This window comes from Yersinia nurmii, assembly GCF_001112925.1.
Lineage (GTDB): Bacteria > Pseudomonadota > Gammaproteobacteria > Enterobacterales > Enterobacteriaceae > Yersinia > Yersinia nurmii.
This window is the reverse complement of sequence record NZ_CPYD01000011.1, coordinates 129053-155776: the sequence shown is the minus strand read 5'-3', so window position 1 is coordinate 155776 and position 26724 is coordinate 129053. Positions and strand designations below refer to the sequence as shown.

The following is a 26724-nucleotide window of genomic DNA, read 5'->3' as shown; positions in this document are numbered from 1 at the left end:
GACGCCGGAAGAATATCGGCTGATGGCTGAGAAACCGGAAATCTCAAAAAGTGTGTGGAACTAAAGCTGGGATACTTACAATGTCATAGGTGAGACTTTTGGAGGAAATGGCCGCGAGCCCCAAGTACGGACGGATCTGAGGTATTTAATTAGATATAGCTAGTTAGCTCGATCGTAAATAAACATTCGCTACTTTTTTAGGCCCTTCATAAATATCAAAAGATGAATGGTTTAGCATTCGCTCTTGAGGGGCACTATCGACTAAAAAAGCAACTCTCCCTAAACTTATATCTTTCCCATTTTCATATATTGGTGATTCAAGTTCAAAAACAACACTCCATGCATTATTCTGCCAGTTAATATCTTCAGCGAATCTTGCTACTGAAAAATATTTTCCCTTAGGGGGAACAGTTTCCCTACCGCCTTCGTCAAAAGATAGCCATTCAACTTTCACATTATGCATTATTTCCTCCTACTGAGTTAACATCTTCCTGAAGTAACTTTTTTACTCCACGAAATCTTTGTTCTTGGGGTATTTAGATCTTCCAATTGAGCATATCTCGCTGGGCCAATACCGTCCAAATGAGGATCTAAATGCATTTTACTTGCGATATCATCAGGAACGTCTATTTGCACAATTCTAAATGTATCGCCACCGTGCCCCATTTTTTCACCCCATGTAGCAGCATCTTTATACGACTCGGCAAACCATTTCCCCTCCATCGTACCTTGACCCGCCTTCCAGGTTCCATCTTTAATCAATTCAGTATATTCGGCAAGACTCATTCCCCGATACAGAACCATTAACCCCAGTGGATCGATCCAACTCAGCGGATTCGGCGCATACTGGTAAAGATTCAGTCCCCCCGACAAACCAATCGGATCCGGCGTCGTGAACCGACCGACTTCAGGTGCATAATACCGATGAGTATTGTAGTGTAACCCGGTTTCTTCATCCAGATATTGCCCGGCATAACGCAGCGGTTGGCGGAATTGCCCCAGCGGTTTGATGAGGTTGCGCCACATCGCATCGGTCTGGCGGGTCACCTGACCAAACACGCCATATGCACCACACAATTTTATGCTCTCCATTAACACCAGAAGTACTGAATGACAGCAATGAAAAGCGTAAACAACGCCCTTGTTTTCATTAGCCGCCCAGAGCGCTCAAAACATATACTTAACGTACGGTTGGGCTTCAACCCCCTCTGTAGCGGAAAATTCGCGGGCAGCAAGATTCCGTCCTGCCCGCGCTGCTATCCATTCAAGCAGTAATCAATAGTCATTCGGTAATGCGCTTTACTTCTATAGATTCGCCCCTCCTCCCATCAGGCATTCTTCTATCCCAAATGGCATCAAACGCTTATGACAATGCCACCCCATTGACGCTGAATTCCAGGTTAGATGTGGGTTTAGCGATATCAATGGACGATACCTCCGCGCCGCCGACGAAGACAGAGGCTTTGATTGGGTTCAAACCTTCCTCTACGTTAATGTGGAATTTATTCATACAAGTGGCATCAATGCGATTAGCAGAGAGTTTGAATTGCTGAACGGCCCCACCTTCGAATTGTACTTCAAGATAACAAATATTGGCTCTGTCACCGTCTCCTTGATAAACCATACCGAAAGAACCATGTAATGCAGGGAAGATATAGCTGCTCAATGCCCCCTGAGGATCGTAATAACCCACCAATGTGGTAACCGCGACGCCTTGTTTATATGGACGTTTAGCTTCACTCAGTGAGTATTCGGCAACTTCCAACCAAGTTTTACCATTAGATAAATAAACGGAGTTGTGGTTATAGGCAATGGTATAGAGCTGGTTATTCACATGAAGCAGAGAATGAGAGTTAGTTAAGTTTTGAACTCGTACTGCTTTGCCTTTGTTCTCCTCTGTAGCATTAGGAATATAAATATCCTTGGCAAAATTCTTATTTTTAAACGACACGGTAATCAGATCATGACGTTCAAGTAATGCCGTCATTGATGCTAGGGTAACGTCTGAAGGCGCGGCATCTTTATTTGACTTGGTTTCCACCCGATTTTCCCAAGGTTCCATAGTTTGAGTCGTCGCATTCCACTTATTAAAACCGGTAGGCGAATGGCGATCAAATACGGCTTTATTTTCCAGAAAAGTTTGAATTTTCGATAAAGAATAAGGTGTATGCAAGGTAAAAGCATTACTTTGCATATACATTGCCGAACCACTCGCCATTGCATCGCGACCCAAACTGTGCCCGGCAAAAGGTTCGGCGCATTGCTCGTCCTGGCAGGTGGGTTTATTGCTGATAGATTTTTCAAAGTTAGGAATGAACTGATCGTTATCGCTATCCCAGCCCCAGCAAGAGTTGGGCTTATCCGGAGCCTGATGAACAGAACCCGCATATCCGTTTGGATAATGTCCTAAACCGTAGTTATGGCCAACTTCATGGCTGAACTCATTCCCAATACTGCTTTGCAACGTCACAATACCACCACCACCGGATAAACCATGTACGATAATTCCATTGACGTACTTACCAATGGAATTATGCGCAGTTAGCTGTGCGGTACTGTACGGATGACCTTTTTCCCCTTTACCTTGTGAGGAGTTGATACCGTAGTTGGCATTATCAATACCGATGGAAATCAGTTCCTTACCAATACGCTGCCGCATTGTACCCTCATAAACGCCACCGGTACTTGGATCGTAATCGGTTAGCAGTACACCTTCCGGCAGCATCACTTCTTTGAAATATTGCGGTTCGTACTGTGAAACGATCAGTCGGCTCAATGGAACCTGTTGAAAATACTGGCGATGATATTCATTTTTTTTCTGGAATTCGAATGCGTTGCGATACGGCGTTAGCATACCTAAATCAATGGTGTGGATAATTAACTCGTTCGGTGCCCCAACCTGGATATGACCAAGTTGACCGTGTTTTCCGTTATGCTCGAAATCAAGCTGAATACCCGGAACGACTTTTTCAAACGGAATAATGATCGACCAGAAGCCTTCACCAAAAGAAATCTGGCTATATTTCACGTCATCCAGACTGTACCAGGAACCTTTATAATTACGCAGTACGACGGTCAGACCACGGTACAACGTAATTTTTTTTCCTGAGTAGTGGATAAATGAATTATATCCGGCGTTTGAGGATAAAGTGACTAATTTGCCATCCAGTTCATCCGCAGCTGGCATATAAAAATCTTTAATCCAACCACCGTCTCGAGTACTGATCTTCAGACTGTTATGGGTAGAAAGAATAGATTTAATCTGATTACCTTGCGTATCATCTTTTAGTTTATTCAGTTCTGTCTGACCAGAAATGGATTTGTCATACACAACCGGTTCAATAAAGTCATCTTCACTGCCATTGAAGTCTTTAATCTGCTCAACCAGCTGCGTCAATTCCTTTGGCGGTCGCATGGTGTAAGTGCCAACCACTTGATTTTCTGCATCTTTAAGAGTCAAAATGACAGGAGTAGCTTCGTCAATCTCTTGTTTTGATTTAAACAAGACCATGGTTTTTCTATGAGAAGCTAAATGCGGCTGAATATCATCGCTAATATGTTTTCCAGCCGGAATTACACTGTTCTGTACAAAAAGAATAGAGGCGGAAAGCTCCCCATCGAGATCGCTTGGAAAATCGTTATTATTAAATGTAATAACATATTTTTTGTTAGTCGTTGTTTTTTCCATTTTTAACACCTTATCTAATTGACGGTTGTTTTCACAGAATAATCGCTTTTGGTAAATATCTGCCTTTTCCCATTTACAGATATACATCTGAGCATTATTATCTGTTACCAGTTAATTTCGTGACATAAAGTAAATTGCATAACATTGAATAGAATTAGATTAAATTGATTATTAGTGCATTTCCTGACAATCAAATAAATCAGTTTTCATTATTACTTCTAAATATAGAGTCCTTATCATTTGCCTGGGGAGTTAACAGCCTACCCCAACGATTCCGATAATATTATTTAATTGTCTTGTTCAATTAAAAAGTAACTTAGCGTTTGTAACTTACAAATGAATATTTAGTGCAGTCAGAAATTATCGGGGTAAATAAGAATATGATTTCTCCCATCCAATAATTCCGATGGGATAATTTTCATACTATTAGAACAACGAAAAATGTTCTCAAAGCTAGGCAGGTAGACGCGCGTATAATTTGGTGTTGCCTAGCCTAACGCGCTGATAAATGCTTATCTCGTCTTTGATGAAATTTATTATCGATATCCGATTATTTACGCTAAAGAGATTCGAAAAAATACCGATAAGTTATAGTGTAGCTTACATGGCGTCGTCTTAGGCGCTCGTTTTTTATTCGACCTGAGCAGGCCATAAAATGGAACAGGTGTTACCCTCAACGATAGAACTACCGCCCAGATCGGAGAAGATAGTGCCTTATTCTGTTTATGCGCAATTATCAACGCAAAACAGGAATAGCAAAGAAAATAACGTGCTGATAACAAAAAAAATCGAGAACAAGGATTCTGGCTATTTGACGTGGCAGAAATCGATCAGTGATTCACTGAGTGACCTTTACCAGTTATCTGATGCTCAGACACAACAGATTCAAGAACAAAATGAGCAGCACCGATTGCGTATTCACGCGCTGTGGCAAGACATGGAAAGTCATATTTTTCAACATCATAGAGAATATAACCAGCAATTACAATCCTATCAGGATAAAGTACAAAAATCGCTAATTGAATTTGCCCAACAAAACCAGTGTGATACTCAAAATTACAATACAAAGATGGCTGAAGCGTTAGAAATACGATTTAGTCAGTTAAACCGTCAGTTGGAATTAAGTAATCTGGCTTTGGATAAACAAATTAGCCAACAGCATCGTATTACAAGAAAAATGACGCTAGCATTAAGCCTGAATATTCTATTTTCATTTATGTTACTGATGACATTTTTCTATCAACATCTTGGCTGGTTAACCACGCATTAATTCATTATTAGAACTGAAATGGCCCATATGAATATGAGCCATTTTTATGAATTTTGTCTTAGCGTTAATCCCGCAGTTCGCGTAAGTCAAAACGAACAGGAAGAGTAATGCTGATTTCTGTACGATTAGCCATTATTTCCTCTGGTGCTGGTGGTAGAGGTTGCGCACGCTTAGGCAGAGCCAACGCTTCATTATCCAACGAATCAACGCCGCTACTTTTCATTAAGCGAGTCGCTAAAACCAACCCTGCTTTATCCAGCGTAACGTGAACCAACACCACACCCTGCCGATTCTGGCGCACTGCAATGGGTGGGTAACGTTTATGGCGGCTGAGGTGTCCCATTATCAGGCCACTCCAGTCAGGCATGCCTTGGGTTTGCGCAAAACTGTCACTGGTGTAAGGTGCGGCGATACGTTGCCCTGTTGTGCTAGGTGGCTCGCTGGTTGCTTCAACTGGTGGCAGAGTATTGGGTAATGAGTCCTGAGATGGCGCATTATCGTTTTGTGTTTCACGCCGCTGACTTACCGGTTTCGGTTTTTCGCTGACCTTCTTTTTCACTGCCAATATTGTGGGTTTTATCGCTTCGGGCACTGCTGGCTGCACGCTTTCCTGTCGTTCCGTTTCTGATTTCACGCTGGATTCCGGTGCAGATAGCACTTTGGGCGGCCCCATAGGGACATCATTTGGCGCGGAGACGGATTCCATTTTATCTGCAAAAACTAGCATCAACGCCGGTGGCGGCGCGGCGGTAACCGAATCTGCAGCAATATAATGATAAGCCAGCCAACCGAGCAGGCCGCCGTGTAACAATAAAGCCAGAAAGGTGCTACCACTCCAACGAACACGCGCCCTGCCCCCCATAGGCATCATGGCAATATCTGACGGCGCCGAGAGGCTATTTTTAGTGGTTTGCATGGTTTTCCTGCTTGGGAAAGAAATGATAATGAGGTAACTACTGAGAAAGTCACTTGAGTTGGCTATTCGGGCAGTCAAAAAATAAAAACAGCATAAACATGGGTAGATTAGTTATTCATTGGCATAATTCATCGAATATCTATCTGAACCCAATACCGAGAGAAATATTTGACCTGAACGGGCAAAACATCGGGTAATGCATTGAGGATACGGTCAGTATCAGCCAAAGGGAAAACCCCCGACAAACGCAAGTTCGACGCTTCCGGGTAACAGCGCACGACGCCGAAACGATAGCGGCTTAATTCGTCGAGAAAATCACTGAGCTTCTGATTATCGACGAATAATTGCCCGTTCACCCAAGCGCTTTTGGCCCGTATTAACGGCTTCCGCCCGTACCCAGATGTCGATAGCCAACCGCCCTGCCCAGCCGTGATAGTCAGGCTCTGCCGACGAGATTGCGGTAATAACCTCACCGCCCCCTGATAAACATCCACCTCAGTCTGCGTTCCCTTTAAGTGAACGTTAAATCGTGTTCCTAAAGCCACAATACTGCCCTGAGGTGTTTCTAAGCTCAGCGGGCGGGGAAAATGCGCCTGTTCTTCCAAATGGCCGCTTTCCACCATCACTTCCCCTTGAATTAGCACAATCTGGCGAACCACATCGCTGTAACGCACATTAACCGCCGTTTGGGTATTAAGCTGTAAGTACGTACCATCTTCTAGCGTCAGACTTTTTTGTTCGCCAATACCCGTTTGATAGTCAGCCTGCCTGGATAGCCAGGCCGTCGAGTGACCGCCCAGAATCAGCCCTCCGCCAGTGATACAGCAGGCGGCCAGTACCTTCAAAACGCCCCGCCGATTGGTTTTCTCCAATACAGATAAACTGCTGTGGGCCGCCTGAACGTTGAGGCGACTAAAATCGGCGCAGTAAGACTCAATATGCCGCCACGCCCGTTCATTATCCGGATGCTGATTACGCCAATCTAACCACGCCTGTCGATCCTGTTCCGTCGCCTCATCGTCCATTAAATGCGTTAGCCAGAAAACCGCCTCCCGCGCGCTTTCGCTGGCAATAGGCACTCCTTGGACATCCTGAATCGTCGGATTATTCATTGGGGGAATGGTCATTTCAGCGGCTATTCATATAGAGCGATATCATATAGGACGATATTTAGTTAAGAGGCATTCATCTAAGAAGAAAGCGCGAAAAAACACTGAAGATTAGCCCGCTGTAGGTACTGTTTAACCGAACTGGCAGAAACCCGCAGACGTTCAGCAATATCGCTGTAACGCATACCCTGCAAGTGGGCCAGCAGGAAGGCTTCCCTTACCTGTGGCGGTAAACCATCGAGCGCGGCATCCAGCTTTTCCAGAATTTCCAAGGTTAACAGACGAGTTTCAGGCGACGGCGTAACCACTTCAGGTAATGCATTGAGAGCCGAAAGATAAGCATCTTCAATCGTTTTGCGACGATAGTGATTAGCCACCAGCCGCCGCGCCACCGTTGCTAAAAAAGGACGGGGCTGACGAATTGCCTGCGCATCGGGATTAATCAGGATATTCAGGAAGGTATCTTGCGTGAGATCTGCCGCATGCTGCGGACACCCTACTTTGTAGCACAACCAGTGATAAAGCCAACCGTGATGTTCGAAGTAAAGTCGCTGGGCAAAACCATGCGCACTAGCTGATGTCTCCCTCATCGTCGATATTAACCCCGAAAATCACAGTCCATATGAATGATAATGATTATTATTTATATTTTCATTATCGTATGTCAAGTTATTACTCGCGGTTAGTCTTATTTTTATCACTAACCGTTTATTTCTCTCTTTTGCTTTCCCGTCGCAGTCCCTGTCTCTATGGTAAAAAAACGGCACCCACCAAGGATGCCGCAATTCGATCTCGTGTTCGTCTTAGAATCGTTGAGAAACGCTCAACTTTATATTACGCCCAACGCCGGAGACCGACTCGCCAAGGTACGGGTAATACTCAGTGTTAAACAGATTATCAACCGCCACCCGCGCTTCAAATCCATCCAGCGAAGTTGGCTGCCAGCTGGCAAACAAACCATGCAATACGTAACCTTTGGTTTTCGGTAATGACCAGACATCCGCTTTGGGATCGCTATCTGACGGCGAACGGTCCTGCTTCCGTACGAAATCCCCTTTCCAACCAAAGGCCATGTCCCATTCCGGCATTTTAACACCTAGCATGGTATGTGCCGTAGTCGGTGGAATTTCGGCAATCCAGGTGCGATTGCCCCAAGGGTCGCGCGGCGAAGCATCTCTTTCCCCACGAATGCTGGAATAAGACAGACTGCCGAAAATTCGTTCACTATCATAGAAGGTTTCAATTTCTACCCCTTCGATAGTATAACCCGGTAAATTGCGGTAATTGGAAAGTGTTCCCTTACAGGAAGACGAGCTACCGCTGACAGATTGAGCGTCACACAGCACGCCGCGGCGATAGAAAATTTCGTTTTTACCACGGTTACGGAATAAGGTAGTTCGAATTTGCAGACTGTCCTGCTTCGTCATCAGATCGTTAAAATCGAGGATTGCGCCCAAGCGAATACCGGTAATAGTTTCCACATCCAGATTGCGACTGGTTCCTGGTATGCTGGATGCCCCAGACTGCACCTCGTACTGCTCATCCACCACCGGCGCGCGCCAAGTGCGGCTGATGTCAGAGAACAATGACAGATTCTGCGTTGCCTTCCACATCACGCCCAAATGCGGAGACCAGCCGGTGTAAGTCACGCTCCTGTAGTCATGACCGGCCGCCGGATCGCTGTCATTGAAACGCGGAGCGAAGTTCGGTTGCCCAGTATTAGTCACGTGATCGTATCGCACACCCGGCGTGACGGTCAGACTCCCCAAAGTCAGCGCATCTTGCAGATAAAGGCTGCGGGTTTCTTGCTCTCCCGCTGGCATATAATAAGGCTGGAAATAGCCATAGTTATAGCTCGGGTTATTCTTTTGAGCCGGATAGTACATCAGGGTGTCGCGTTCGTGTTTATGCCAGCGCGTCCCCACTGTTAACACATGTTCCAGCACACCAGTGCTAAAGCTGCTTTCATTATTGATATCCAGCATGTTGTCTTTATAACTGACCCAGCTTTCATTACCCAAACTGCCTAGGAAACTGGTAGACGCCGTTTTCGGGCGCTGATCGTATTGTTTAGTGTTAGAATTTGCATAAGTCACGGTCATATTCAGTAGCGGGTTCTCTTCCGGAGAAATATTCCATTTAACCGAATAGTTGCTATCCACCTGATCCCGTAACACCAGCTTACGTCGCCAGGCTTCTTCATAGCCATATTTCTTGATATCCGCAGCGGACGGGGACGGCATATCGTCACGTTTGGCGGCAAAAGGTTGCCAGCCATCGGATTCGGAACGCATCGCCGATAAGGTTAGAGTCTGCGAATCTGTCAGATAAATATTGGTTTTGAGTAAATAAGAGGCCTGATCGTTGGTGGAATAGGCAAATCGCGTGCCGTCCGGGCGACGGATATTATCTCCGTCACGCTTACTCATATAGATTAAACCGTCTGCTAGCCCATTCTCCGTGCGACCATATAAGGCAGCACTATAAATATTCTGTCGATCATTGGTGTGATAACTGTATTTCAACAGGCCACCGAAGTTTTCACCCGGTTTAAGCATATCTCCGGCGTCTTTGGTTTCGATTTTCACCGTCCCGCCAAGGCCCCCGTTCCCATTCAAAAGATTGTGCGGACCTTTATCCACATCAATTCGTTTAATCAATTCTGGTTCAATAAATACCGAACCTTGCCGATATTTTTCGAATCCTTTTGGCGCACCGTCGAGGGTGATTTTTACATCTTCCATGTCGCCCATGCCCCAGATATTCAGGCTTTGCCCACCGGGTCGTGGCGATCCTGCCATAGAAACGCCGGGTAAACGGTCAACTAAACTGGCCAGATTATCCGCCTGCGCTCGGGCGATATCTTCCTGACGCAAGGTGGAACGCCCTGCTTGTATGCTGTTTGACATTCCACCAATCACCGACAGCTCCGGCAGGGTAATACTGTCATCTGAAAGCAACGCCTGCGGGACTTCCATCAATCGATAACCATTCGGGGTTTTGACTGCCTGTAGCCCGCTTCCCGCCAAGAGTTGTTCAAATGCCTCCGACAAACTTTGCGCGTTATTCACGCTCGCCGCGGTTTTGTTCTGAGTTTGCTCAGCGCTGAAAGTCAGAATAATGTTAGCCTTGCTAGCTAATGTCTGTAAGGCCGAGGTCAACGATCCTCCCGGAATGCTGTACTGCGTCGTCGACGCGCTAACATTCTGATCCGATGTTATTTCCTGGGCCATCAGTTGACCCGGAAAACTAATACCTAACGCCAGCAGGCCGGATAAGGCGTAGCTAACTGGGCGAGCGTCGTGATGAGATAATCGTTGCTGGTAAATAAAATGCGCTTTATTAACTGCCACGGAAATATGCTGTGATTTCCCGCTATTTTTTATAGTCATAACGTTCCCTGAGTGCATTGATATGAAAACTCATCAGAGAGGTCACGCGAGAACAAAAATCGGGCAGAAAAAAAACATCAAGGTGAATATATTCGTTTAGCCTAGCCAATCGCCTCCGCGCAGGGGATTGGTTTTCAGGCATAAATTGCGCTTGTACAAACGGTTACACGCCGAAACCAATGACTCACGGATCTTCCCATCAGCATTCCCTACACTCTTTTTAACGACCCAACCGGGCCGCCCCTAAACAGAATGCCGAGGAAACACCCATGAAAAAATTATTAGCCTTAGTTGTTGCTGCTACTCTGGGCTTGTCTTCTGCGGCTTTCGCCGCTGACACCACTGCTGCTGCACCCGCAACCGCTGCCACTCATAGCACCACGGTAAAAATGGCGCATGAAAAACATGCCAAAAAAGCTGTGAAGAAAACTGAGCAAAAAGCACAAGCGGCCAAAAAACACCACAAGGCCGTAACTAAAGCGCCAGCACAGAAAGCTCAGGCTGCTAAAAAACACCACAAAGCCGTAACTAAAGCGCCAGTGCAGAAAGCTCAGGCTGCTAAAAAACACCACAAAGCCGTAACTAAAGCGCCAGTGCAGAAAGCTCAGGCTGCCAAAAAACACCACAAAGCCGTAACTAAAGCGCCAGTGCAGAAAGCTCAGGCTGCTAAAAAACACCACAAAGCCGTAACTAAAGCGCCAGCGCAGAAAGCTCAGGCTGTTAAAAAACACCACAAAGCCGTAACTAAAGCGCCAGTGCAGAAAGCTCAGGCTGCTAAAAAACACCCTAAAAGCGCAGTAAAAGCAGCACCAGCAGCTAAATAACTGACCGTATGTAACGAAGTCACACCTGACTCGCTCAACACCCGGTTATTCCGGGTGTTTTTTATCGGGGGTCGTCACTATGCTGCGCCGCTACCTATTTGAAATCATACTGACCGCACTGATCCTGTGCGGTCTGATCACCCTAAGTTTTTACTTATAATTCTAATTAAGCCATCACGCGAAAATATCGAAAAATCAATTGCTGAACAGCCCCGACAGGGTGAATTATGTCTATAGTTACCGGTAGCAATATTCCTAATTTTTCCGGAATCAGCGGTTTTTTTGAGTGTTAATGGATGACCTTTGCAAGGCAGATTATTTATGCGCTTATCATCACTACTACTGTTGAGTCTGTTACCTTTTTCCGTATCCATGACCTACGCCGACTTACCAGATACGGCCAGCGCCAAAGATCAAAACACTTTATTCTTCGGAAAAGACGATCGAACAGAAGTGACCAACGGCGCGGACTGGCCGTGGCAGGCAATTGGACAAATTGAGACGGCGAGCGGCAACTTATGTACCGCAACGCTTATTTCCCCTCACCTGGTTCTAACCGCAGGCCATTGCGTACTAGCTCCGCCGGGAAAAATTGATAAAGCTGTCGCTTTACGTTTTATTTCCCACAATCAGAAATGGATATATCAAACCGGAAAGCTGGAAACGTTAGTTGACCCAAAACTGGGCAAGCGCTTGAAACCTGACGGTGAAGGTTGGATCGTTCCACCGGCGGCGGCAGCCTATGATTTTGCTCTTATTCGGTTAACCAGTTCAAAATCCTTACCAATTAAACCCTTACCTCTTTGGCAAGGCACGTCGGCAGAGCTAACTCAGGCACTTAAACAAGCAAAACGACAGGTAACGCAGGCGGGTTATCCGTTGGATCATCTGGATAGTCTGTACAGCCATGAAAACTGTCTGATTACCGGCTGGGCACAGCAAGGCGTCTTGTCCCATCAGTGTGATACGTTGCCCGGCGACAGTGGTTCTCCGCTATTACTCAAGAGCCCGGAAGGTTGGTCGCTGATTGCGATTCAAAGCTCTGCCCCTGCAGCTAAAGACCGTTATCTGGCGGATAACCGCGCGTTGGCCGTAACGGCTATTAGCGAAAAGCTAAACCTGTTGAGTAAAAAGTCTAAAGATAAGTAAATTTCCATCAACTGAATTGATTGCTATATCCGGCGCGCTCGTCAGAGCACGCCTTCTGCCTTCTCTTGTTGACCCCAAGGCTTCATTTAAAGAGCAAAAATAAAGTCATCAACCTTGCTCTGGATTTTATCTTTTACTCTCTGGCTAATGACAGCGTAGCTTCTTTCATGCAGTGTTGCTGTCGTCGTGTATACATGAATATCGCCAACAATCTCTTGGGTGGAAAATTTCTGGCTAAGTAAATGGCCTTTCACTATCTCGGCAGTGGTGAAAAACAGGCAAAGCGTGGAAATAACATTCAGATTCGACACAAAATTCACCTGTAGCTTCACTCGGGTGACAGTACCAGGATAAGGTTCAAGCATAAAATCATCGGAATCTGTCTCAGCAAAAGTTCCAGCGTGATAAACCTCGATTGCTTCCTCAGTTAATGGCTTCTCAAGTAACAATTCCATTCCGCTGACGACGGAACGACTGGCATCTGGCGGCGCAATTTCTCGAAAGAAATCGCTCATCAGATCCTTGAGCACCAGATCAGCCCCGATCTTATCGGGTCGATATCTATCAGATTTTACCTCAGAAAACTGCCAGAAGATTGATTCTAATATTTGCACATAGTTAACAAACCAACTTTTGGATGACAAGAATCGCGATGTTTTTTCATCTGCGTTTAATTGCGCTAATAAGCAGGAGTAAAGCGAATTTTGTCGAAATAAATTATTCGTTTCAGGATGAAAGATAAATAAACTACCGTAATCCACATACACGTCCGATTGATAGAAACTCATACACACCTCGCTTGGCATGAATTGAATAGCATTACAGGGGCGTTTCTGATGTTCACTCATCTATAAACATAGATGAAAAGCATTATTTTTATAAAAAAATTTCTTATATTAAATGTTCATTGTGTAAGCCAACTTTCAACAAACCTTTAGCTTCCGAGCCAAAATAGCTTCACAACCCTCACGAATACACGCAACTAACTGTAATTAAACAAGATTTAAAATAAGCACCATAGATAGAATTAATTATTACGAAAGACTTCCCAACCTATAATAAGAGAATGGTCTAAATAAACATTGATATAAAAACCAAGAGAGAGCTAATTTAATCACTAATTTACTCCATATTAACTGTTAAGTTAAAAATTGGTGAAATAGTTAATATTGATATTTAAATAGTTAAACCATTATTTATAAGTAATTTTATTAAGTATAATAATCTCATCAATATACATCTAATTACATTGATAAAAGCAAGGTAATAAATTCCGTATCTTTCTCACCATTATTTCTACGTCTAACGAGATATCACCGCGCGATTGCCGTGTACAACGACACACTACGCGGTGATAGCCGATCAGGACTGAGCGGAAAGCTGCTCAATAGTTTGCAGGATACGCTTATCAGATACCGGATAAGCGGTACCCAATTGTTGAGCAAACAGACTCACTCGCAATTCCTCGATCATCCAACGCACTTCCTTCACATCATCATCCTGCGCACGTTTCGGCGGCAGTTTATGTAGCCACTGCTGCCAAACCTGCTGCACATGCTCAACCCGCAGCATTTGGGCGCGATCGCGATGAGGATCTACCGCCAGTTTTTCCAATCTTCGCTCAATCGCATGCAGGTAACGCAGCGTATCTGGCAGGCGTTTCCAGCCGTTGCTTGTGACAAATCCGCGATAAATCAAGCCGGAAAGCTGTGCTTTAATATCGGAAAGCGCCAACGCCAGCGCAATATCAACACGCCCTTTCAAACGTTTGTTGATACTGAATACCGTCGTCAGGATCTGCTCTACCTGCTTGGCAATCTCAACCACGGTATCATTCAGTTCCGCCCGAACTCGCTCCTGCAAGCGGCTAAACTCCTCCGCTTGCCATACCGGCCCGCCGTACTGCGCCACCAGTTTGTCTACGCCGCAGGCAATACAATCGTCAATAAGATCCAGTACGTTGCCGTAACTGTTGAAATACAGCCCTAATTTGGATTTATTAGGCAGTTTTTCATGTAAGTACTTAATTGGCGAGGGAATATTTAGCAACAGAAGACGCCGTGTACCCTGCCACATAGCCTGCTGTTGCTGAGTTTCAGTTTCAAATAAACGAATGGCTACGCTGTCTTTTTCATCCACTAACGCCGGATAGGCCTTCACTTCATAGCCACCGCGACGCTGTTCGTAGCAGGTTGGCAAATCGCCAAAGCTCCAGATGTGCAAATCATTTTGCTCCAAACCATCGTCAGCCACAGCGGACAAGGTTTCTTGTACTTTTTCCTGCAGCTGGATTTTAAGCGCAACCAGATCCTTCCCTTCCCGTAGCGGGCGATTTTTATCGTCAACGATACGGAAAGTCATGCGTAAATGGTCTGGCACCTGATCCCACTGCCAGCTCTCTCGTGACACCGTCACGCCAGTCATGCGCCGCAATTCCCGCTCCAGCGAATCCAAAAGCCCGGTTTCCAGTGGCGTGGCGCGTGCCAGAAAGGCCTCGGCGTAATTAGGAGCAGGAACAAAATTCCGTCGCACAGGTTTCGGCAGGGATTTAATCAGCGCGATAATCAATTCCCGACGTATCCCTGGAATTTGCCAGTCGAAACCTTGCTCTTGAATCTGATTCAGAATGGGCAAAGGAATATGTACCGTCACCCCATCGGCATCAGCGCCCGGCTCAAACTGGTAGGAAAGACGAAGCTTCAGGCTACCCTGATACCAAAAATTAGGATAATCCAATGGATTAACCTTGTTGGCGCCATCCTTAATCAGCATGGTTTTTTCGAAGTTCAGCAGCTCAGGCTGCACCTGACTCGCTTTCTTCCACCAGCTATCAAAATGGCGTGCTGATACCACATCACGACCGATACGCTGATCGTAGAAGTTAAACAGTGTGTCATCGTCCACCAGAATATCCCGGCGACGGGACTTGTGTTCCAATTCTTCCACTTCGGCCAGCAATTTCAGATTTTCACGGAAGAAAGCATGGCGCGTCTGCCAGTCACCTTCCACCAAACCGTGGCGAATAAACAGTTCACGGCACAACGGCGGATCGATTAAGCCATAATTAATCTTACGCGCCGCAACAATAGGCAGACCAAACAGCGTCACTTTCTCACTGGCCATCACTGCACCCTGAGCTTTCTCCCAGTGTGGTTCACTATAGTGATGTTTAACCAAATGCTGCGCCAGCGGCTCAATCCATTCCGGTTCGATGCGCGCGGCAATACGTCCCCACAGGCGACTGGTTTCCACCAGCTCCGCGACCATAACCCATTTCGGCGGTTTCTTGAACAATCCCGATCCTGGGAAGATAGCAAAACGGGCGTTGCGAGCGCCAGTATACTCTTGTTTATCGGCATCTTTTTGCCCGATATGGGAAAGCAATCCCGTCAGCAATGCGGTGTGCACGCTGCGATAATCCGAAGGCTCACTATTCACCGGCAGCCCCAGCTCTCTCACGACCTGGCGCAGTTGGGTATAAATATCCTGCCATTCCCGAACCCGAAGGTAATTCAAATAATCGCTGCGGCAAAGTTTACGGAACTGGGCCGATGACAGCTCTTTCTGCTGTTCCTTGAGGTAATCCCAAAGATTAACAAAGGCCAGAAAATCTGATTCTTTATCTGCAAAACGTCGATGTTTCTCATCTGACGCCTGCTGCTTATCCATCGGCCGCTCACGCGGATCTTGAATTGACAGCGCGGCGGTAATAATCATGACTTCACGAACACAGCCGTTTTTCTGGGCTTGTAACACCATGCGAGCTAAGCGCGGATCAACCGGTAACTGAGCCAATTGACGGCCCAAAGACGTGAGTTGCTGATGCCCGTTGTTTGCAGTTTGGACAGCCCCTAATTCTTCGAGCAAGCGTACGCCGTCCTGAATGTTGCGTTTATCCGGCGCTTCGACGAATGGGAAAGCGGCGATATCCCCCAGACCCAGGGAGGTCATTTGCAGAATAACTGATGCCAGATTGGTGCGCAGAATCTCTGGATCGGTAAACTCAGGACGAGACAGAAAATCCTGCTCCGAATACAAGCGAATACAAATACCGTCGGACACTCGTCCGCAGCGCCCTTTACGTTGATTAGCCGAGGCTTGAGAAATGGGCTCGATCGGCAAGCGCTGCACTTTGGTACGGAAACTGTAGCGGCTGATCCGGGCAGTTCCGGGATCGATAACGTATTTAATCCCCGGCACCGTCAGTGAAGTTTCCGCCACGTTGGTGGCCAGCACAATGCGCCGCCCGTGGTGAGATTGGAACACCCGATTCTGTTCACTGTTGGACAAACGCGCATAAAGCGGCAGCACTTCGGTATGAGGCAGATTCAGCTTGTTAAGCGCATCGGCAGTATCACGAATTTCCCGTTCACCGCTCATAAAGATCAGAATATCGCCAGGACTCTCTCGACCCAGTTCGTCCACCGCATCAAAAATAGCCTGTAGCTGATCCCGTTCCACGTCGTCGGCATCATCCACCACGGGGCGATATCGCACTTCCACCGGATAAGTCCGGCCGGAAACTTCGATAATAGGTGCGTTATTGAAATGACGAGAGAAACGCTGCGGATCGATAGTCGCAGAGGTAATAATAACCTTAAGATCAGGACGTTTCGGTAAGAGTTCCCGCAAATACCCCAGAATAAAATCAATGTTCAGACTACGCTCATGCGCTTCATCAATAATCAGCGTGTCATACTGCATTAACAATCGATCTTGCTGAGTTTCAGCCAGCAAGATGCCATCGGTCATCAGTTTAATTAGGGTATTCTCACCCACTTGATCGTTAAACCTAACCTTATAACCGACGCAACCGCCGAGAGTGGAATCCAGTTCATCAGCAATACGATTCGCCACGGTGCGCGCAGCCAAACGCCTCGGCTGAGTATGACCAATTACGCCTTTCACACCACGTCCCAGTTCCAGACAGATTTTAGGAATCTGCGTGGTTTTACCAGAACCAGTTTCCCCTGCCACGATCACCACTTGATGATCGCGAATAGCATTATAAATATCTGCCTTTTTCTGGCTTACCGGCAGGTTTTCCGGGTAATTAACCGTCGGACACGCGGCTTTACGGCTAGCAACCCGCTGTGCGGCAACGGCAATGTCGTTCTCAAGTTGATCGAGAATCGGTTGCAGGTCCTGCGGGTTAGTGATTTTGCGTGCGCCTTGCAGACGACGTCGCAGCCGTTGCTGGTCGCGGAGCATCAACTCGCCAAGCTGGGCGGATAATGCGGCGAGAGAAGATTTCACGTTCGGTATTCCTTGTTACATCGGCCTTGGCTTAGGGCGGAGGCATGATTTTCTTAAACTATATTGCGAAACATGGTAACACAATCCGCTTTTCCGCCCTATATTCCACGGGCGTAGCCTTCTGCAAAATTCATTCAATAAAATCGAACAAAGAACGCAAAATATTGCGCTATCCCTACTAGAAAAATATGAATACAGTATATTCCATTGAAAGGGCATTACCCTTATATCACTGTTACCTATTAAGGAATTTCGATGAGTAAAGTTCTGGTTCTTAAATCAAGCATTCTGGCAACGCACTCACAGTCCAACCAACTGGCCGATTTTTTTGTTGAAGAATGGACATCTGCTCACGCCGGCGACCAAATTACCGTGCGCGATCTGGCAGCGCAGCCGATTCCTGTTTTAGACGGTGAACTGGTTGGCGCACTTCGCCCTTCTGATGCAGGTCTGACTCCGCGCCAGCAAGAAGCTCTGGCACTTTCCGACGAGCTGATCGCCGAGTTACAGGAGCATGACGTGATCGTTATTGCCGCTCCAATGTACAACTTCAACATTCCTACTCAGTTGAAGAACTATTTCGATCTGATTGCCCGCGCTGGCGTGACATTCCGTTATACCGAAAAAGGCGCTGAAGGCTTGGTCACCGGCAAACGTGCCATTATTCTGACCAGCCGCGGCGGTATTCATAAAGATACCCCAACCGACCTCATTGTTCCTTACCTGCGTGTGTTCCTGGGTTTCATCGGTATTACCGATGTGGAATTCGTCTTTGCTGAAGGGATCGCTTACGGTCCTGAAATCGCAACCAAAGCGCAGGCAGATGCCAAAGAAGTGTTAGTTCAGGTAGTTGCAGCTTAACTCCCCCTATCGAAACAGAATTTTGCTAGGCCCTCGTAATACCCATTAGTGTTATAAGCCACTGCGCACCTCCGGGTGCGCTTTTTTATTTCTGGCAGTCTATGGGCGTAATATTTTCCTCATTTACTCCGTTTCTAACAACATCATCGCAGTTTCTTCCTCGGTCACTAGCCCATTAATCTATTTCCCAATAAGAATGGCCTCCTATGCTGCCTGATTTGTATCGTTAATACGCTGTCATTATTCGGTTTTCCCTTCATCATGCCGCTTTTATTTGTAGGGCGACGGGGTTTGACCATATCCCAATGGCTACAAAACTGGGCGGTATTCTTCTTCGCCACAATATTCACCAATATCAATATTATGTGGGGTGGGCGTTTGGGGTATACCTCGCGATACCTGATTGCAGCGGTGTTAACTTTCGTCGTTAAAGTCAAGCAGCCGAAGCACCCAGAAACTGACTTCATTAATCAATCTGCAAAAAGGGGCTGAGGCTGGAGAAAGGCTCGGAGAGCTGCAACCTCCCCCAAAGTATTGTAATCATCCGTTACGCTGCGGCGCTAAATCTGCACCTTGAATACCGCAAACACGATTTAAAACGATTAACTATGGAAACACATTACGTTCTCCGTCTACGGACGTATTCTGTAATGTTCAATAAGAAACATTCCGCATCGCATCGCATCGCATCGCATCGCATCGCATCGCATCGCATCGCATCGCATCGCATCGCATCGCAGGATAACAAAACATTACATTCTCAACGCTGCATCCACTGACCGTTAATTCCCCGCACAAATTCCCCCGGCTGAGCACGATTTACCAACTTTTGCCCTGCGAGTTTGGCCACTTCATCGGTTGGTACGTGGTTATTTTTGGCAACTTCCTGATACTTTTGTTCTCTCGCCGCATTAATCTGCGCCACCAGCATCAGCGTTTCGGCATCTTTCTTCACCGGTGCCAGGTAGCCACTAAGCGTTTCCCCCACTCGCCCCTGCTGCTTGGCCTGATCTAATGTCAACGCCCAAGCGCCAGTGCTGAACAATAAACTGCTTAATACCAGACTAAGGCCAACCCACCATTTCGTTTGCGTTTTCATGTTGGCTCCTAGAACAGATCAGATTGGTTTTTCAATAAATTCTCTACGTCTTTATCGACTTTGATGCGAATTTCATGCTCTATTTTTACGTTCATATTGATGGTAATCGGTTTCTCTGGCGTCGCAACCTCCAGCCGCACACACCCACTGAGTAGCAGCGTGCCTAAGACGATGATTACCCCATACTGCTTTGCCAACATCTTCATTTGGTTTTCCTCGTCGATATGTCCGATCGCCGCATAACGCTGTAATTAATCACCCTATCTGAAAAGAGCCTTCCGCGAATGGAAAACCTCCCTACACACTGATAGCGCCTACCATAAGCTACTGAATTGATTATAACCGTAACCAAGACGGTTTCTACCGCTAACCGTGGCTAAGCGACGACAACCGAACAAATTTGCGCAGCGCTACGCATAATTTACGGCAAAATCTTCCCCAGCGCATAAATAGCTTTATGCTGTCGCACAAGGGTTAAACTTACGAAAAGCCAGCCAAATAATATGAATATGGAGCAATAAACATGGAACCTCGCATCGCCACGCTTTCCGCCCCCGTTACCGTATCTGGCCTACGTATTCGTACCCAGAATAACGATGAATTTAATGAAAAAACCGCCAAAATCACGGGTCTGTGGTCTGAGTTTTTTTCCAAAAATCTGGCTGAATACACACCAAACAAGCTCGATAACTCACCGATTTATGGCATTTATACTGCCTATGATGGTGGAGTAACCGGCTATTTTGACGTAATGGCTGGAGTCGCAGTGAAAGAAAAAACAACGGACGCAGATTCAATTGAGATTCAAGCTGGGTCTTATCTGGTTTTTGAGGCTCATGGGCCAATGCCAACGGCCATTATTCAGGCGTGGGGCGATGTCTGGGCCTATTTTGAGCAGCACCCTGGAGCAAAACGACGTTTTGCTACCGACTATGAAGCATATACCGATGCAGAAAGCGCACAAATTTATATCGGTATACTGCCCTAGCTTTTGGGGGGGAAGGGAAGCCCATTGGAAGTGGCTAATGGCCTGCTAATTGTATTTAAAAATCAACCATCTAACAGAGTTAAGCCGTTTTTTGGCTACGAGTAACCAGTGACTAATGAGCTTGCCTGTTTATTTCCAGCCCTAGGCAGGAGGAGACAACCACGATGGTGTTAGCGCTTTCAGCCTTGTTTTACCGGAGGCGCACTATTGTGTGGCAACTTTATCTGAATCTGACGCCATAGCAACAGGTGCCGTCGGCGTAGAAAGCGTCTGCTCCAACCATTCCTGCAGGTTGTCGCCAAAACGCAGACTGCGCCACAGTTGAAATACGTTCTCCTGATGGGTGTAATTCAACACTATCGCACGCTTCGCGTTTTTCTGAGTATTGACGCCGTGGATTTTAGATTGCAACGTCAACTCCCCCAGATTATCCAAACTCACCTTGGCATAGGAGTGAGAAATTTCCAGATAGCGCAGCCAGTCAATCACGGCGCCGGTGGCAATGTTGCTTTCGCCAATAGAATCAGCCAGATCCTTATCCAAACGCAGAGTCAGCAATCCGGCGTTGGCAATCCAGCCGTTGCGTACCAGCCACTGCGGATCGTTTAGAAAGAGCGGCAACTCGCCGTCGACCTTGCCAGACATAGCAAACTGCTTGGGCTTCAGAACGGTAAACAAAGCGCTTAAATCGACTTGTTTTAATTTCAGCACCGCTGCATCGTGCTGTGGTAAACGCAATGCCGACAGGCTTAAATGTCCATCCAGAATATCCATTCCCACGTTACTGAGGGTTAATGGTTTTTTCTCCGTATACGGATAAGTGCCCTGCAGATCGGCCGTAATATTTTGCATTTCAAACAAATTGGTTAAGGAGGCAATTCGCAGAGTCACCGGTTCTTTGGCTCCAAGCTGCCATTGATGGTCATTCAGACGATAAGACATCACAAAATCTAGTCCGCTCATTTCACCGTCCTTGAGCCACATACCGCCCTGTTTAACTACCCAGTGTCCACCGGCGGTAAAACCTTGCTTACGCGCCGCAGAAAATGCGGCTTGCGCATAAAACTCGCCGTCACGCAATTTGATACCGAGATTAGGCGATAGCAAGGGCTGGAATACCTGCAAAGATTGTTTCGGCCACCAGGCTTCCCCTCTCAAACGCTCTCCATCCCAACGCCCTCGCAAAGGGATCGGCCCAATTTGCTGTGCCGCTAAATCCCCCTGAAACTGGAAATCATCCGGATTGGTGCCGTTAAGGCGCAAATTCATCACCGTTGCAGGAAGATAGCCTCCATCGCTTAATGCCACTCGTTTGGCCGTGAGTTGCATATTGCCATTGAACGCCGCTTGTTCAACATTGCGCTGCCACATCAGCGGTTTCGTTAACATCAATCTCGGTGAAGATACATTCACCATCCCATACTTTATCTGATCGAAACCGGTAGAAAGCTGATCTAAATGAACTAAAGAGTCTTGCCAACGCCCTTTCCCGGCAATATCCCAGCGAGCAGCCAGGGGAGGCAAATCACCGTTACCCCAATAGCGCCATTGCCAGATACCACTATCTGGTAAAAAGTTTTGCGCATTGCCATCCAGATGCAGTTTTACATTACCCCAGTAGCTATCCCGTGCATTCACTATCGCCTGCAGACGACCGTTAATCCCGCCAGCGTTAATTCGTACGCCAGCCAACGGCCAGCGAGCATCATTCAAGCGTAATTCTGGCGTAATATTACCGTAAGCGCGGAGCAGCGCACCGGGAGACAATAACAGCGTAGGATTAAGCACCGAACCGCTCAATATTCCCGGCAAAGTGCCATTCAATATCAGATTGGACAAATTAGCCTGACCGCTAATTTGGAAACGCAGATCGCTGTCGATCAAACTTAAATTACCTGGGCCTAATGTCAATACCACGTTGCCCTTGCCATTTTGACCGGAGGTAATTACGTTGATTCGAGCCGTTATCACCGCCTGATCAAATCCGTCACTCCAATCCTGTACCGTTAGGTTTACGCCGCCACTCAACGGCTGCTGGGCATAAGGCCACCGCCAAACACCTTGATTAATTTGGATATGTCTAGCGGCAACCTGCCAGGGCAGCGTAATCAGTGCTTCATCTCCGCCTCGCTCCGTCAGGGTCAACTCCCCCTGTTGCTGCTGCCAATGTAAAGCGACCAGCAAGGGCTGTTCCAGATAAGGCGTCGTGAATTCACCGGTCAGTTGCCCTCGTGTCGGCAACGCGTCTAATGACAATGGAATACTTAACGTTCCGCTTAACTGAAGCGGTTGATCGCTTCCGGGAATAGCCAAAATAAACTGCTGTAAATGCAGCTGTTGCTGATTATCCAAAGTGGCGTTAAAACGCAGGTTATCACCTTGGTAATCAATAAACTGACCAGCCTCTGCGGTAGTGAGGGTCAACGCGCCGGCATACTGCTGCCAAGGAGTGACAGAAAGATTATCAATCTGCAGGTCGAGAGAAGAAAGGCGACGTTGCCAATCGGCCAGATTGTGCTGCGCCGACTCCGCATCGTCCGACGGCAATTGACTCAAGCACTCGGTATCCAGTGCCAATGTTTTAGTCTGAATTCCCCAACGTCCTTCTTTATAAGAAAGTCGGGTTTCACCAAGATCGACTAGGGGACAGGTTTTTGCCAGAAAACGCAGTCCATCCACATGTAAGGCTCCGTCACGCCACACCGGCGTATGGGCTAAAATGAGCTGGCTACCGGCTGGAATCCAATGGGCCGCGACTCTCGGTAACCATTGAGGCAAAGTTTTCCATAACGCGACGAGTAGAATCACGCTGGCAAACAGTAGCCAACCGATTACTTTTAGGCTTTTAATCATTATTGGCCTTGTTTTATGAACTGTATTTCCTAAACCGCTGCACATAGCATAACAAATTTCTGGCTCCTGCTATTATGTTGGATAACTAAATCCCTAAGCAATATAGATAAGACATCGGGAACGCCATCACTCCTTTACTCTAACAAATTGTATGATTTATTAAATTCTGATACTTTGATCACATTATTTTGGCGGAGAAATCATGATGAAATTAGCCATTTACAGTACCAAGCAGTATGACCGTAAATATCTTGAGTTGGTAAACCAGAAGTTTGGCTTTGAACTGGAGTTTTTCGATTTTCTGCTTAGCCCGAAAACGGCAAAAAATGCCGTAGGCTGTCAGGCAGTTTGTCTCTTCGTCAACGATGACGGTAGCCGTGAAGTATTAACTGAATTAGCCGAAATGGGGGTAAAAACTCTGGCGCTGCGTTGCGCTGGCTTCAATAACGTTGATTTAGATGCAGCCAAAGAGCTGGGCATTAAAGTGGTTCGCGTACCGGCTTATTCTCCAGAGGCTGTAGCAGAGCATACTGTAGGCATGATGATGAGCCTGAATCGCCGTATTCACCGTGCTTATCAGCGTACCCGCGATGCCAACTTCTCTCTGGAAGGTTTAATCGGTTTTAATATGCATGGCCGCACCGCTGGGGTTATTGGCACCGGCAAAATCGGCGTAGCCACTATGCGCATTCTGAAAGGTTTCGGCATGAATCTGCTGGCCTACGATCCTTATCCAAGCGATCAGGCTTTAGAGTTAGGTGCAGAATATGTTGATTTGAAGACGTTATATGCCAAATCTGACGTTATTTCTCTACACTGCCCGCTAACGCCAGAGAACCATCATCTGTTAAATAAAGATGCCTTTGATCAGATGAAAAATGGCGTCATGATCATCAATACCAGCCGCGGTGCTTTGATTGACTCTACGGCGGCTATTGAAGCGCTGAAGCAGCAGAGAATCGGTTCGCTTGGCATGGATGTTTATGAAAATGAAAGAGATTTGTTCTTTGAAGATAAATCTAACGATGTGATTCAGGACGACGTATTCCGCCGTTTGTCTTCATGCCATAACGTACTTTTCACCGGCCATCAGGCATTCCTGACCGAAGAAGCGCTAATCAGCATTTCCGAAACTACCATGCACAATATTCAGCAGCTCGAACAGGGTTTACCTTGCCCTAACCTGTTGAACGCATAATAGGTTTAATACTATCGCGTTATTTATACAGGGTGTGTTCTGCGCACCCTGTTTTATTTCTCCTATCACTTTTGTTTATTGCCTTTGAACTACTCGTCCTCGTCGAATAAGTATTTCCCTCTGCTTTATGCTCATGCCAACGATTGATATAATTCAAAAAATATTCCCCCATGATCGATTAGGAATGCCTGCAATTTTGATAAGAAAACTCCTGTTATCCCTCAGTTTGATCATATAGCACGGTTAACAAACCCAAGGTTTGGTATAATATCCTCAAATTAATCAATATATTCGTCTGTACGGACGACGCAATTGCCTCACTAGGAGAGATCATGAAAAAAATTGTTCCATTGGCTATCGCGGGAATTTTATTGGCAGGTTGCGGTATGAATCAGAGCCAAAATACGGCTAATCAAATTACCGCTGGGGATTTACAGCATCATAATTTCGTGTTGGTGAGCGTCGATGGGCAATCGCCAAAAAATCAACAAGGTAATATGCCGAACATTGAGTTCGGCGAAAAAATGCATATTTCTGGCGCGATGTGTAATCGTTTTATGGGACAAGGTGAGTTGAAAGACAGCGTTCTTACCGTTGAGGCCCTGGCTGGCACGCGCATGATGTGCAATGATTCTCAGTTAAACCAATGGGATACCTTGATTGGTGAGGTTCTCGCTAGCGGAGCCAAAGTGACCTTGAATAAAGGCGAGTTAACCCTGAGTAACGGCAGCCATACCCTGATTTATACTAGCCGCGACTGGGTCAGCTAAGCCTGTATTATGCCTCGGTAGACTATGGCAATCGAATTTAGCTGCCATAGTCTTAATAACTTGTAACTCAGAACCGTTTACTTAGCTCGCCGGACAGGCTCCGCGCATTAACGCCCACTCTTCACAGCGCTTTCCGTCAGGTAACTGGCACATTCCGATACTTCCACCATTTAGCTGCTTGGCTAGCGTTAATACTCCCCCCGCATTAGCGCAGTTAACCGATGCCGGATTAGACATATTGACGTGGTGGACGCTGGCGCTGGTTGCCTGCTGTTCAGGAATATAATCGTCATTTGAGTTGCTGCTACAGGCGGTTAAAAATAATACGGCAGCGGCGACCAAACAAGATGATGCTTTCATTGTTACGCTCCAGAGCATAAACAGACAGTCGAAATTACAGAAGATAAGCGCCCGATATCATATCTGAGCCGTTCCATCAGCGTCGAGTGACTTTATCAATATTTGTTATAATTGGAACTCAGTATATCCAGCACATATCAGAATAATTAAATGTAGTTGTTATTTACATAAACAGTCTAGAAAATAAGCGCGAAACTATTAAGATAATTATTATCATGTTTGACATGCGTAGTCTCATCGCACAAAAAATATAACGGGAAAAATGATGATTACAGACTTATTGCTACGAATAGCCTTGGCGGGTGCTCTAGGTGGATTAATTGGCATCGAGCGTCAATTACGTTCTAAAGAAGCAGGCTTACGTACTCATATTCTGGTGGGCATTGGTAGTGCCATGTTTATGATCGTTTCTAAATACGGTTTTGATGATCTGCTGGCCCTGGGGCACGTCAGTTTTGACCCTAGCCGCGTGGCAGCACAGGTTGTTAGCGGCATGGGCTTCCTCGGTGCCGGTACAATTATGATTCAGAAACAGATGGTAAAAGGACTCACCACCGCCGCCGGTATGTGGGTGACGGCCGCTATTGGCCTGGTCATCGGGAGCGGATTATATGAAATCGGTATTTACGGCACGCTGATGACGTTGGTGGTTCTGGAAGTGTTCCGTCAATTGAGCAACCGTTTGATGGGACATCATCATTATGTGCTCATACGCTTACTGCCTGAGTCTGTGCCACCGGTCTTAGTTTCTTTGCAGAAAATGCGCATTCGCCCTATTAATCTTTCCGTCACTCAGCGAGATAAAGACAGCGAAAACACAGACTGTGAATTAACTATGGAAGTGACACTGTCACCCAAAAAGCGTATCGACAAAATATATCAGCAATTGCTGACTATCGAGGGTGTCCATATGCTGGATATTCGTTGATGCCCTTTCCCCCGTACGGTATTTCCTTCGTTCAATAAATAAAAGAAGAAAGCCCTGCGGGGG

At 46.5% G+C, this 26724-nt stretch carries 21 protein-coding genes and 2 pseudogenes; 10 read left to right on the top strand and 13 right to left on the bottom strand.

Going from position 1 to position 26724, the window contains the following annotated elements:
* Positions 1 to 163 precede the first annotated feature (163 nt).
* From AD970_RS14240 to AD970_RS14230, 3 genes and pseudogenes are all read right to left on the bottom strand, one after another.
* Positions 164 to 463, bottom strand: a complete 300-nt coding sequence (locus AD970_RS14240) for a hypothetical protein (RefSeq protein ID WP_049600329.1) — start codon at positions 461 to 463, stop codon at positions 164 to 166.
* A gap of 341 nt (positions 464 to 804) precedes the next feature.
* Positions 805 to 1071: pseudogene (locus AD970_RS20590) on the bottom strand (RHS repeat-associated core domain-containing protein); the annotation flags it as partial.
* Between the two features lie 292 nt (positions 1072 to 1363).
* On the bottom strand, positions 1364 to 3688 hold the full coding sequence (locus tag AD970_RS14230) for a M66 family metalloprotease (RefSeq protein WP_162199328.1): 2325 nt from the start codon (positions 3686 to 3688) through the stop codon (positions 1364 to 1366).
* A gap of 655 nt (positions 3689 to 4343) precedes the next feature.
* Here AD970_RS14230 and AD970_RS14225 point away from each other — a divergent pair.
* Complete coding sequence (locus AD970_RS14225) at positions 4344 to 4958, top strand: hypothetical protein (RefSeq protein ID WP_157045532.1); 615 nt, start codon at positions 4344 to 4346, stop codon at positions 4956 to 4958.
* A 64-nt stretch (positions 4959 to 5022) separates the two neighbouring features.
* Here the strand turns inward: AD970_RS14225 and AD970_RS14220 are convergent, their stop codons facing one another.
* From AD970_RS14220 to AD970_RS14205, 4 genes are all read right to left on the bottom strand, one after another.
* Complete coding sequence (locus AD970_RS14220) at positions 5023 to 5874, bottom strand: energy transducer TonB (protein WP_049600323.1); 852 nt, start codon at positions 5872 to 5874, stop codon at positions 5023 to 5025.
* A 128-nt stretch (positions 5875 to 6002) separates the two neighbouring features.
* On the bottom strand, positions 6003 to 7001 hold the full coding sequence (locus tag AD970_RS14215) for a FecR domain-containing protein (RefSeq protein WP_235786936.1): 999 nt from the start codon (positions 6999 to 7001) through the stop codon (positions 6003 to 6005).
* Positions 7002 to 7063: 62 nt separating this feature from the next.
* Positions 7064 to 7573, bottom strand: coding sequence for a sigma-70 family RNA polymerase sigma factor (locus AD970_RS14210; protein ID WP_049600317.1), 510 nt, complete (start codon positions 7571 to 7573; stop codon positions 7064 to 7066).
* Between the two features lie 213 nt (positions 7574 to 7786).
* Positions 7787 to 10216 (bottom strand): TonB-dependent receptor, encoded by a 2430-nt coding sequence (locus tag AD970_RS14205; RefSeq protein WP_235786939.1) that lies wholly within the window; start codon positions 10214 to 10216, stop codon positions 7787 to 7789.
* Positions 10217 to 10644: 428 nt separating this feature from the next.
* On the opposite strand from AD970_RS14205, the gene asr reads away from it, so the two are divergent.
* The 3 genes from asr to AD970_RS14195 all read left to right on the top strand — a co-directional run bounded on the left by asr (position 10645) and on the right by AD970_RS14195 (position 12348).
* Complete coding sequence (gene asr, locus AD970_RS14200) at positions 10645 to 11199, top strand: acid resistance repetitive basic protein Asr (RefSeq protein WP_049600315.1); 555 nt, start codon at positions 10645 to 10647, stop codon at positions 11197 to 11199.
* Between the two features lie 79 nt (positions 11200 to 11278).
* A complete protein-coding gene (gene ydgU, locus AD970_RS20670) occupies positions 11279 to 11359 on the top strand; it encodes a small membrane protein YdgU (protein ID WP_456294428.1) in 81 nt (26 codons plus the stop codon).
* Positions 11360 to 11520: 161 nt separating this feature from the next.
* On the top strand, positions 11521 to 12348 hold the full coding sequence (locus tag AD970_RS14195) for a trypsin-like serine peptidase (protein ID WP_049600312.1): 828 nt from the start codon (positions 11521 to 11523) through the stop codon (positions 12346 to 12348).
* 86 nt (positions 12349 to 12434) lie between these two features.
* On the opposite strand, the gene AD970_RS14190 is transcribed toward AD970_RS14195, so the two are convergent.
* Both AD970_RS14190 and hrpA read right to left on the bottom strand, forming a co-directional pair.
* The gene (locus AD970_RS14190; RefSeq protein WP_049600309.1) at positions 12435 to 13136 is read right to left on the bottom strand and encodes a hypothetical protein; all 702 of its coding nucleotides are present in this window, start codon (positions 13134 to 13136) and stop codon (positions 12435 to 12437) included.
* Positions 13137 to 13710: 574 nt separating this feature from the next.
* On the bottom strand, positions 13711 to 17604 hold the full coding sequence (gene hrpA, locus AD970_RS14185) for an ATP-dependent RNA helicase HrpA (protein ID WP_072080656.1): 3894 nt from the start codon (positions 17602 to 17604) through the stop codon (positions 13711 to 13713).
* A 255-nt stretch (positions 17605 to 17859) separates the two neighbouring features.
* Here hrpA and azoR point away from each other — a divergent pair, with 255 nt between their 5' ends.
* Both azoR and AD970_RS20190 read left to right on the top strand, forming a co-directional pair.
* On the top strand, positions 17860 to 18465 hold the full coding sequence (azoR, locus tag AD970_RS14180; protein ID WP_049600306.1) for an FMN-dependent NADH-azoreductase: 606 nt from the start codon (positions 17860 to 17862) through the stop codon (positions 18463 to 18465).
* Between the two features lie 180 nt (positions 18466 to 18645).
* Positions 18646 to 18837 (top strand): annotated as a pseudogene (locus AD970_RS20190) (cytochrome C biogenesis protein CcdA); the annotation flags it as partial.
* Positions 18838 to 19225: 388 nt separating this feature from the next.
* Here AD970_RS20190 and AD970_RS14175 read toward each other — a convergent pair.
* Both AD970_RS14175 and AD970_RS14170 read right to left on the bottom strand, forming a co-directional pair.
* The gene (locus tag AD970_RS14175) at positions 19226 to 19564 is read right to left on the bottom strand and encodes a YdbL family protein (RefSeq protein WP_049600303.1); all 339 of its coding nucleotides are present in this window, start codon (positions 19562 to 19564) and stop codon (positions 19226 to 19228) included.
* A gap of 8 nt (positions 19565 to 19572) precedes the next feature.
* Positions 19573 to 19764 (bottom strand): YnbE family lipoprotein, encoded by a 192-nt coding sequence (locus AD970_RS14170; RefSeq protein WP_157045535.1) that lies wholly within the window; start codon positions 19762 to 19764, stop codon positions 19573 to 19575.
* A gap of 323 nt (positions 19765 to 20087) precedes the next feature.
* Here AD970_RS14170 and AD970_RS14165 point away from each other — a divergent pair, with 323 nt between their 5' ends.
* Positions 20088 to 20552: a GyrI-like domain-containing protein gene (locus tag AD970_RS14165; RefSeq protein WP_049600297.1), complete on the top strand. Its 465-nt coding sequence runs from the start codon at positions 20088 to 20090 to the stop codon at positions 20550 to 20552.
* Positions 20553 to 20756: 204 nt separating this feature from the next.
* On the opposite strand, the gene AD970_RS14160 is transcribed toward AD970_RS14165, so the two are convergent.
* Positions 20757 to 23405, bottom strand: a complete 2649-nt coding sequence (locus tag AD970_RS14160; protein ID WP_049600293.1) for a YdbH family protein — start codon at positions 23403 to 23405, stop codon at positions 20757 to 20759.
* Between the two features lie 205 nt (positions 23406 to 23610).
* Here AD970_RS14160 and AD970_RS14155 point away from each other — a divergent pair, with 205 nt between their 5' ends.
* On the top strand, positions 23611 to 24603 hold the full coding sequence (locus AD970_RS14155) for a 2-hydroxyacid dehydrogenase (protein WP_049600347.1): 993 nt from the start codon (positions 23611 to 23613) through the stop codon (positions 24601 to 24603).
* Positions 24604 to 24935: 332 nt separating this feature from the next.
* On the top strand, positions 24936 to 25373 hold the full coding sequence (gene hslJ / locus AD970_RS14150) for a heat shock protein HslJ (protein WP_049600292.1): 438 nt from the start codon (positions 24936 to 24938) through the stop codon (positions 25371 to 25373).
* Positions 25374 to 25454: 81 nt separating this feature from the next.
* Here hslJ and AD970_RS14145 read toward each other — a convergent pair whose 3' ends face one another.
* Positions 25455 to 25733 carry a putative hemolysin gene (locus AD970_RS14145; protein ID WP_049600291.1) on the bottom strand — a complete coding sequence of 93 codons (279 nt, stop codon included), beginning with the start codon at positions 25731 to 25733 and terminating at the stop codon, positions 25455 to 25457.
* Between the two features lie 265 nt (positions 25734 to 25998).
* Here AD970_RS14145 and AD970_RS14140 point away from each other — a divergent pair, with 265 nt between their 5' ends.
* A complete protein-coding gene (locus AD970_RS14140; RefSeq protein ID WP_049600288.1) occupies positions 25999 to 26661 on the top strand; it encodes an MgtC/SapB family protein in 663 nt (220 codons plus the stop codon).
* The last annotated feature ends 63 nt before the right edge of the window (positions 26662 to 26724 follow it).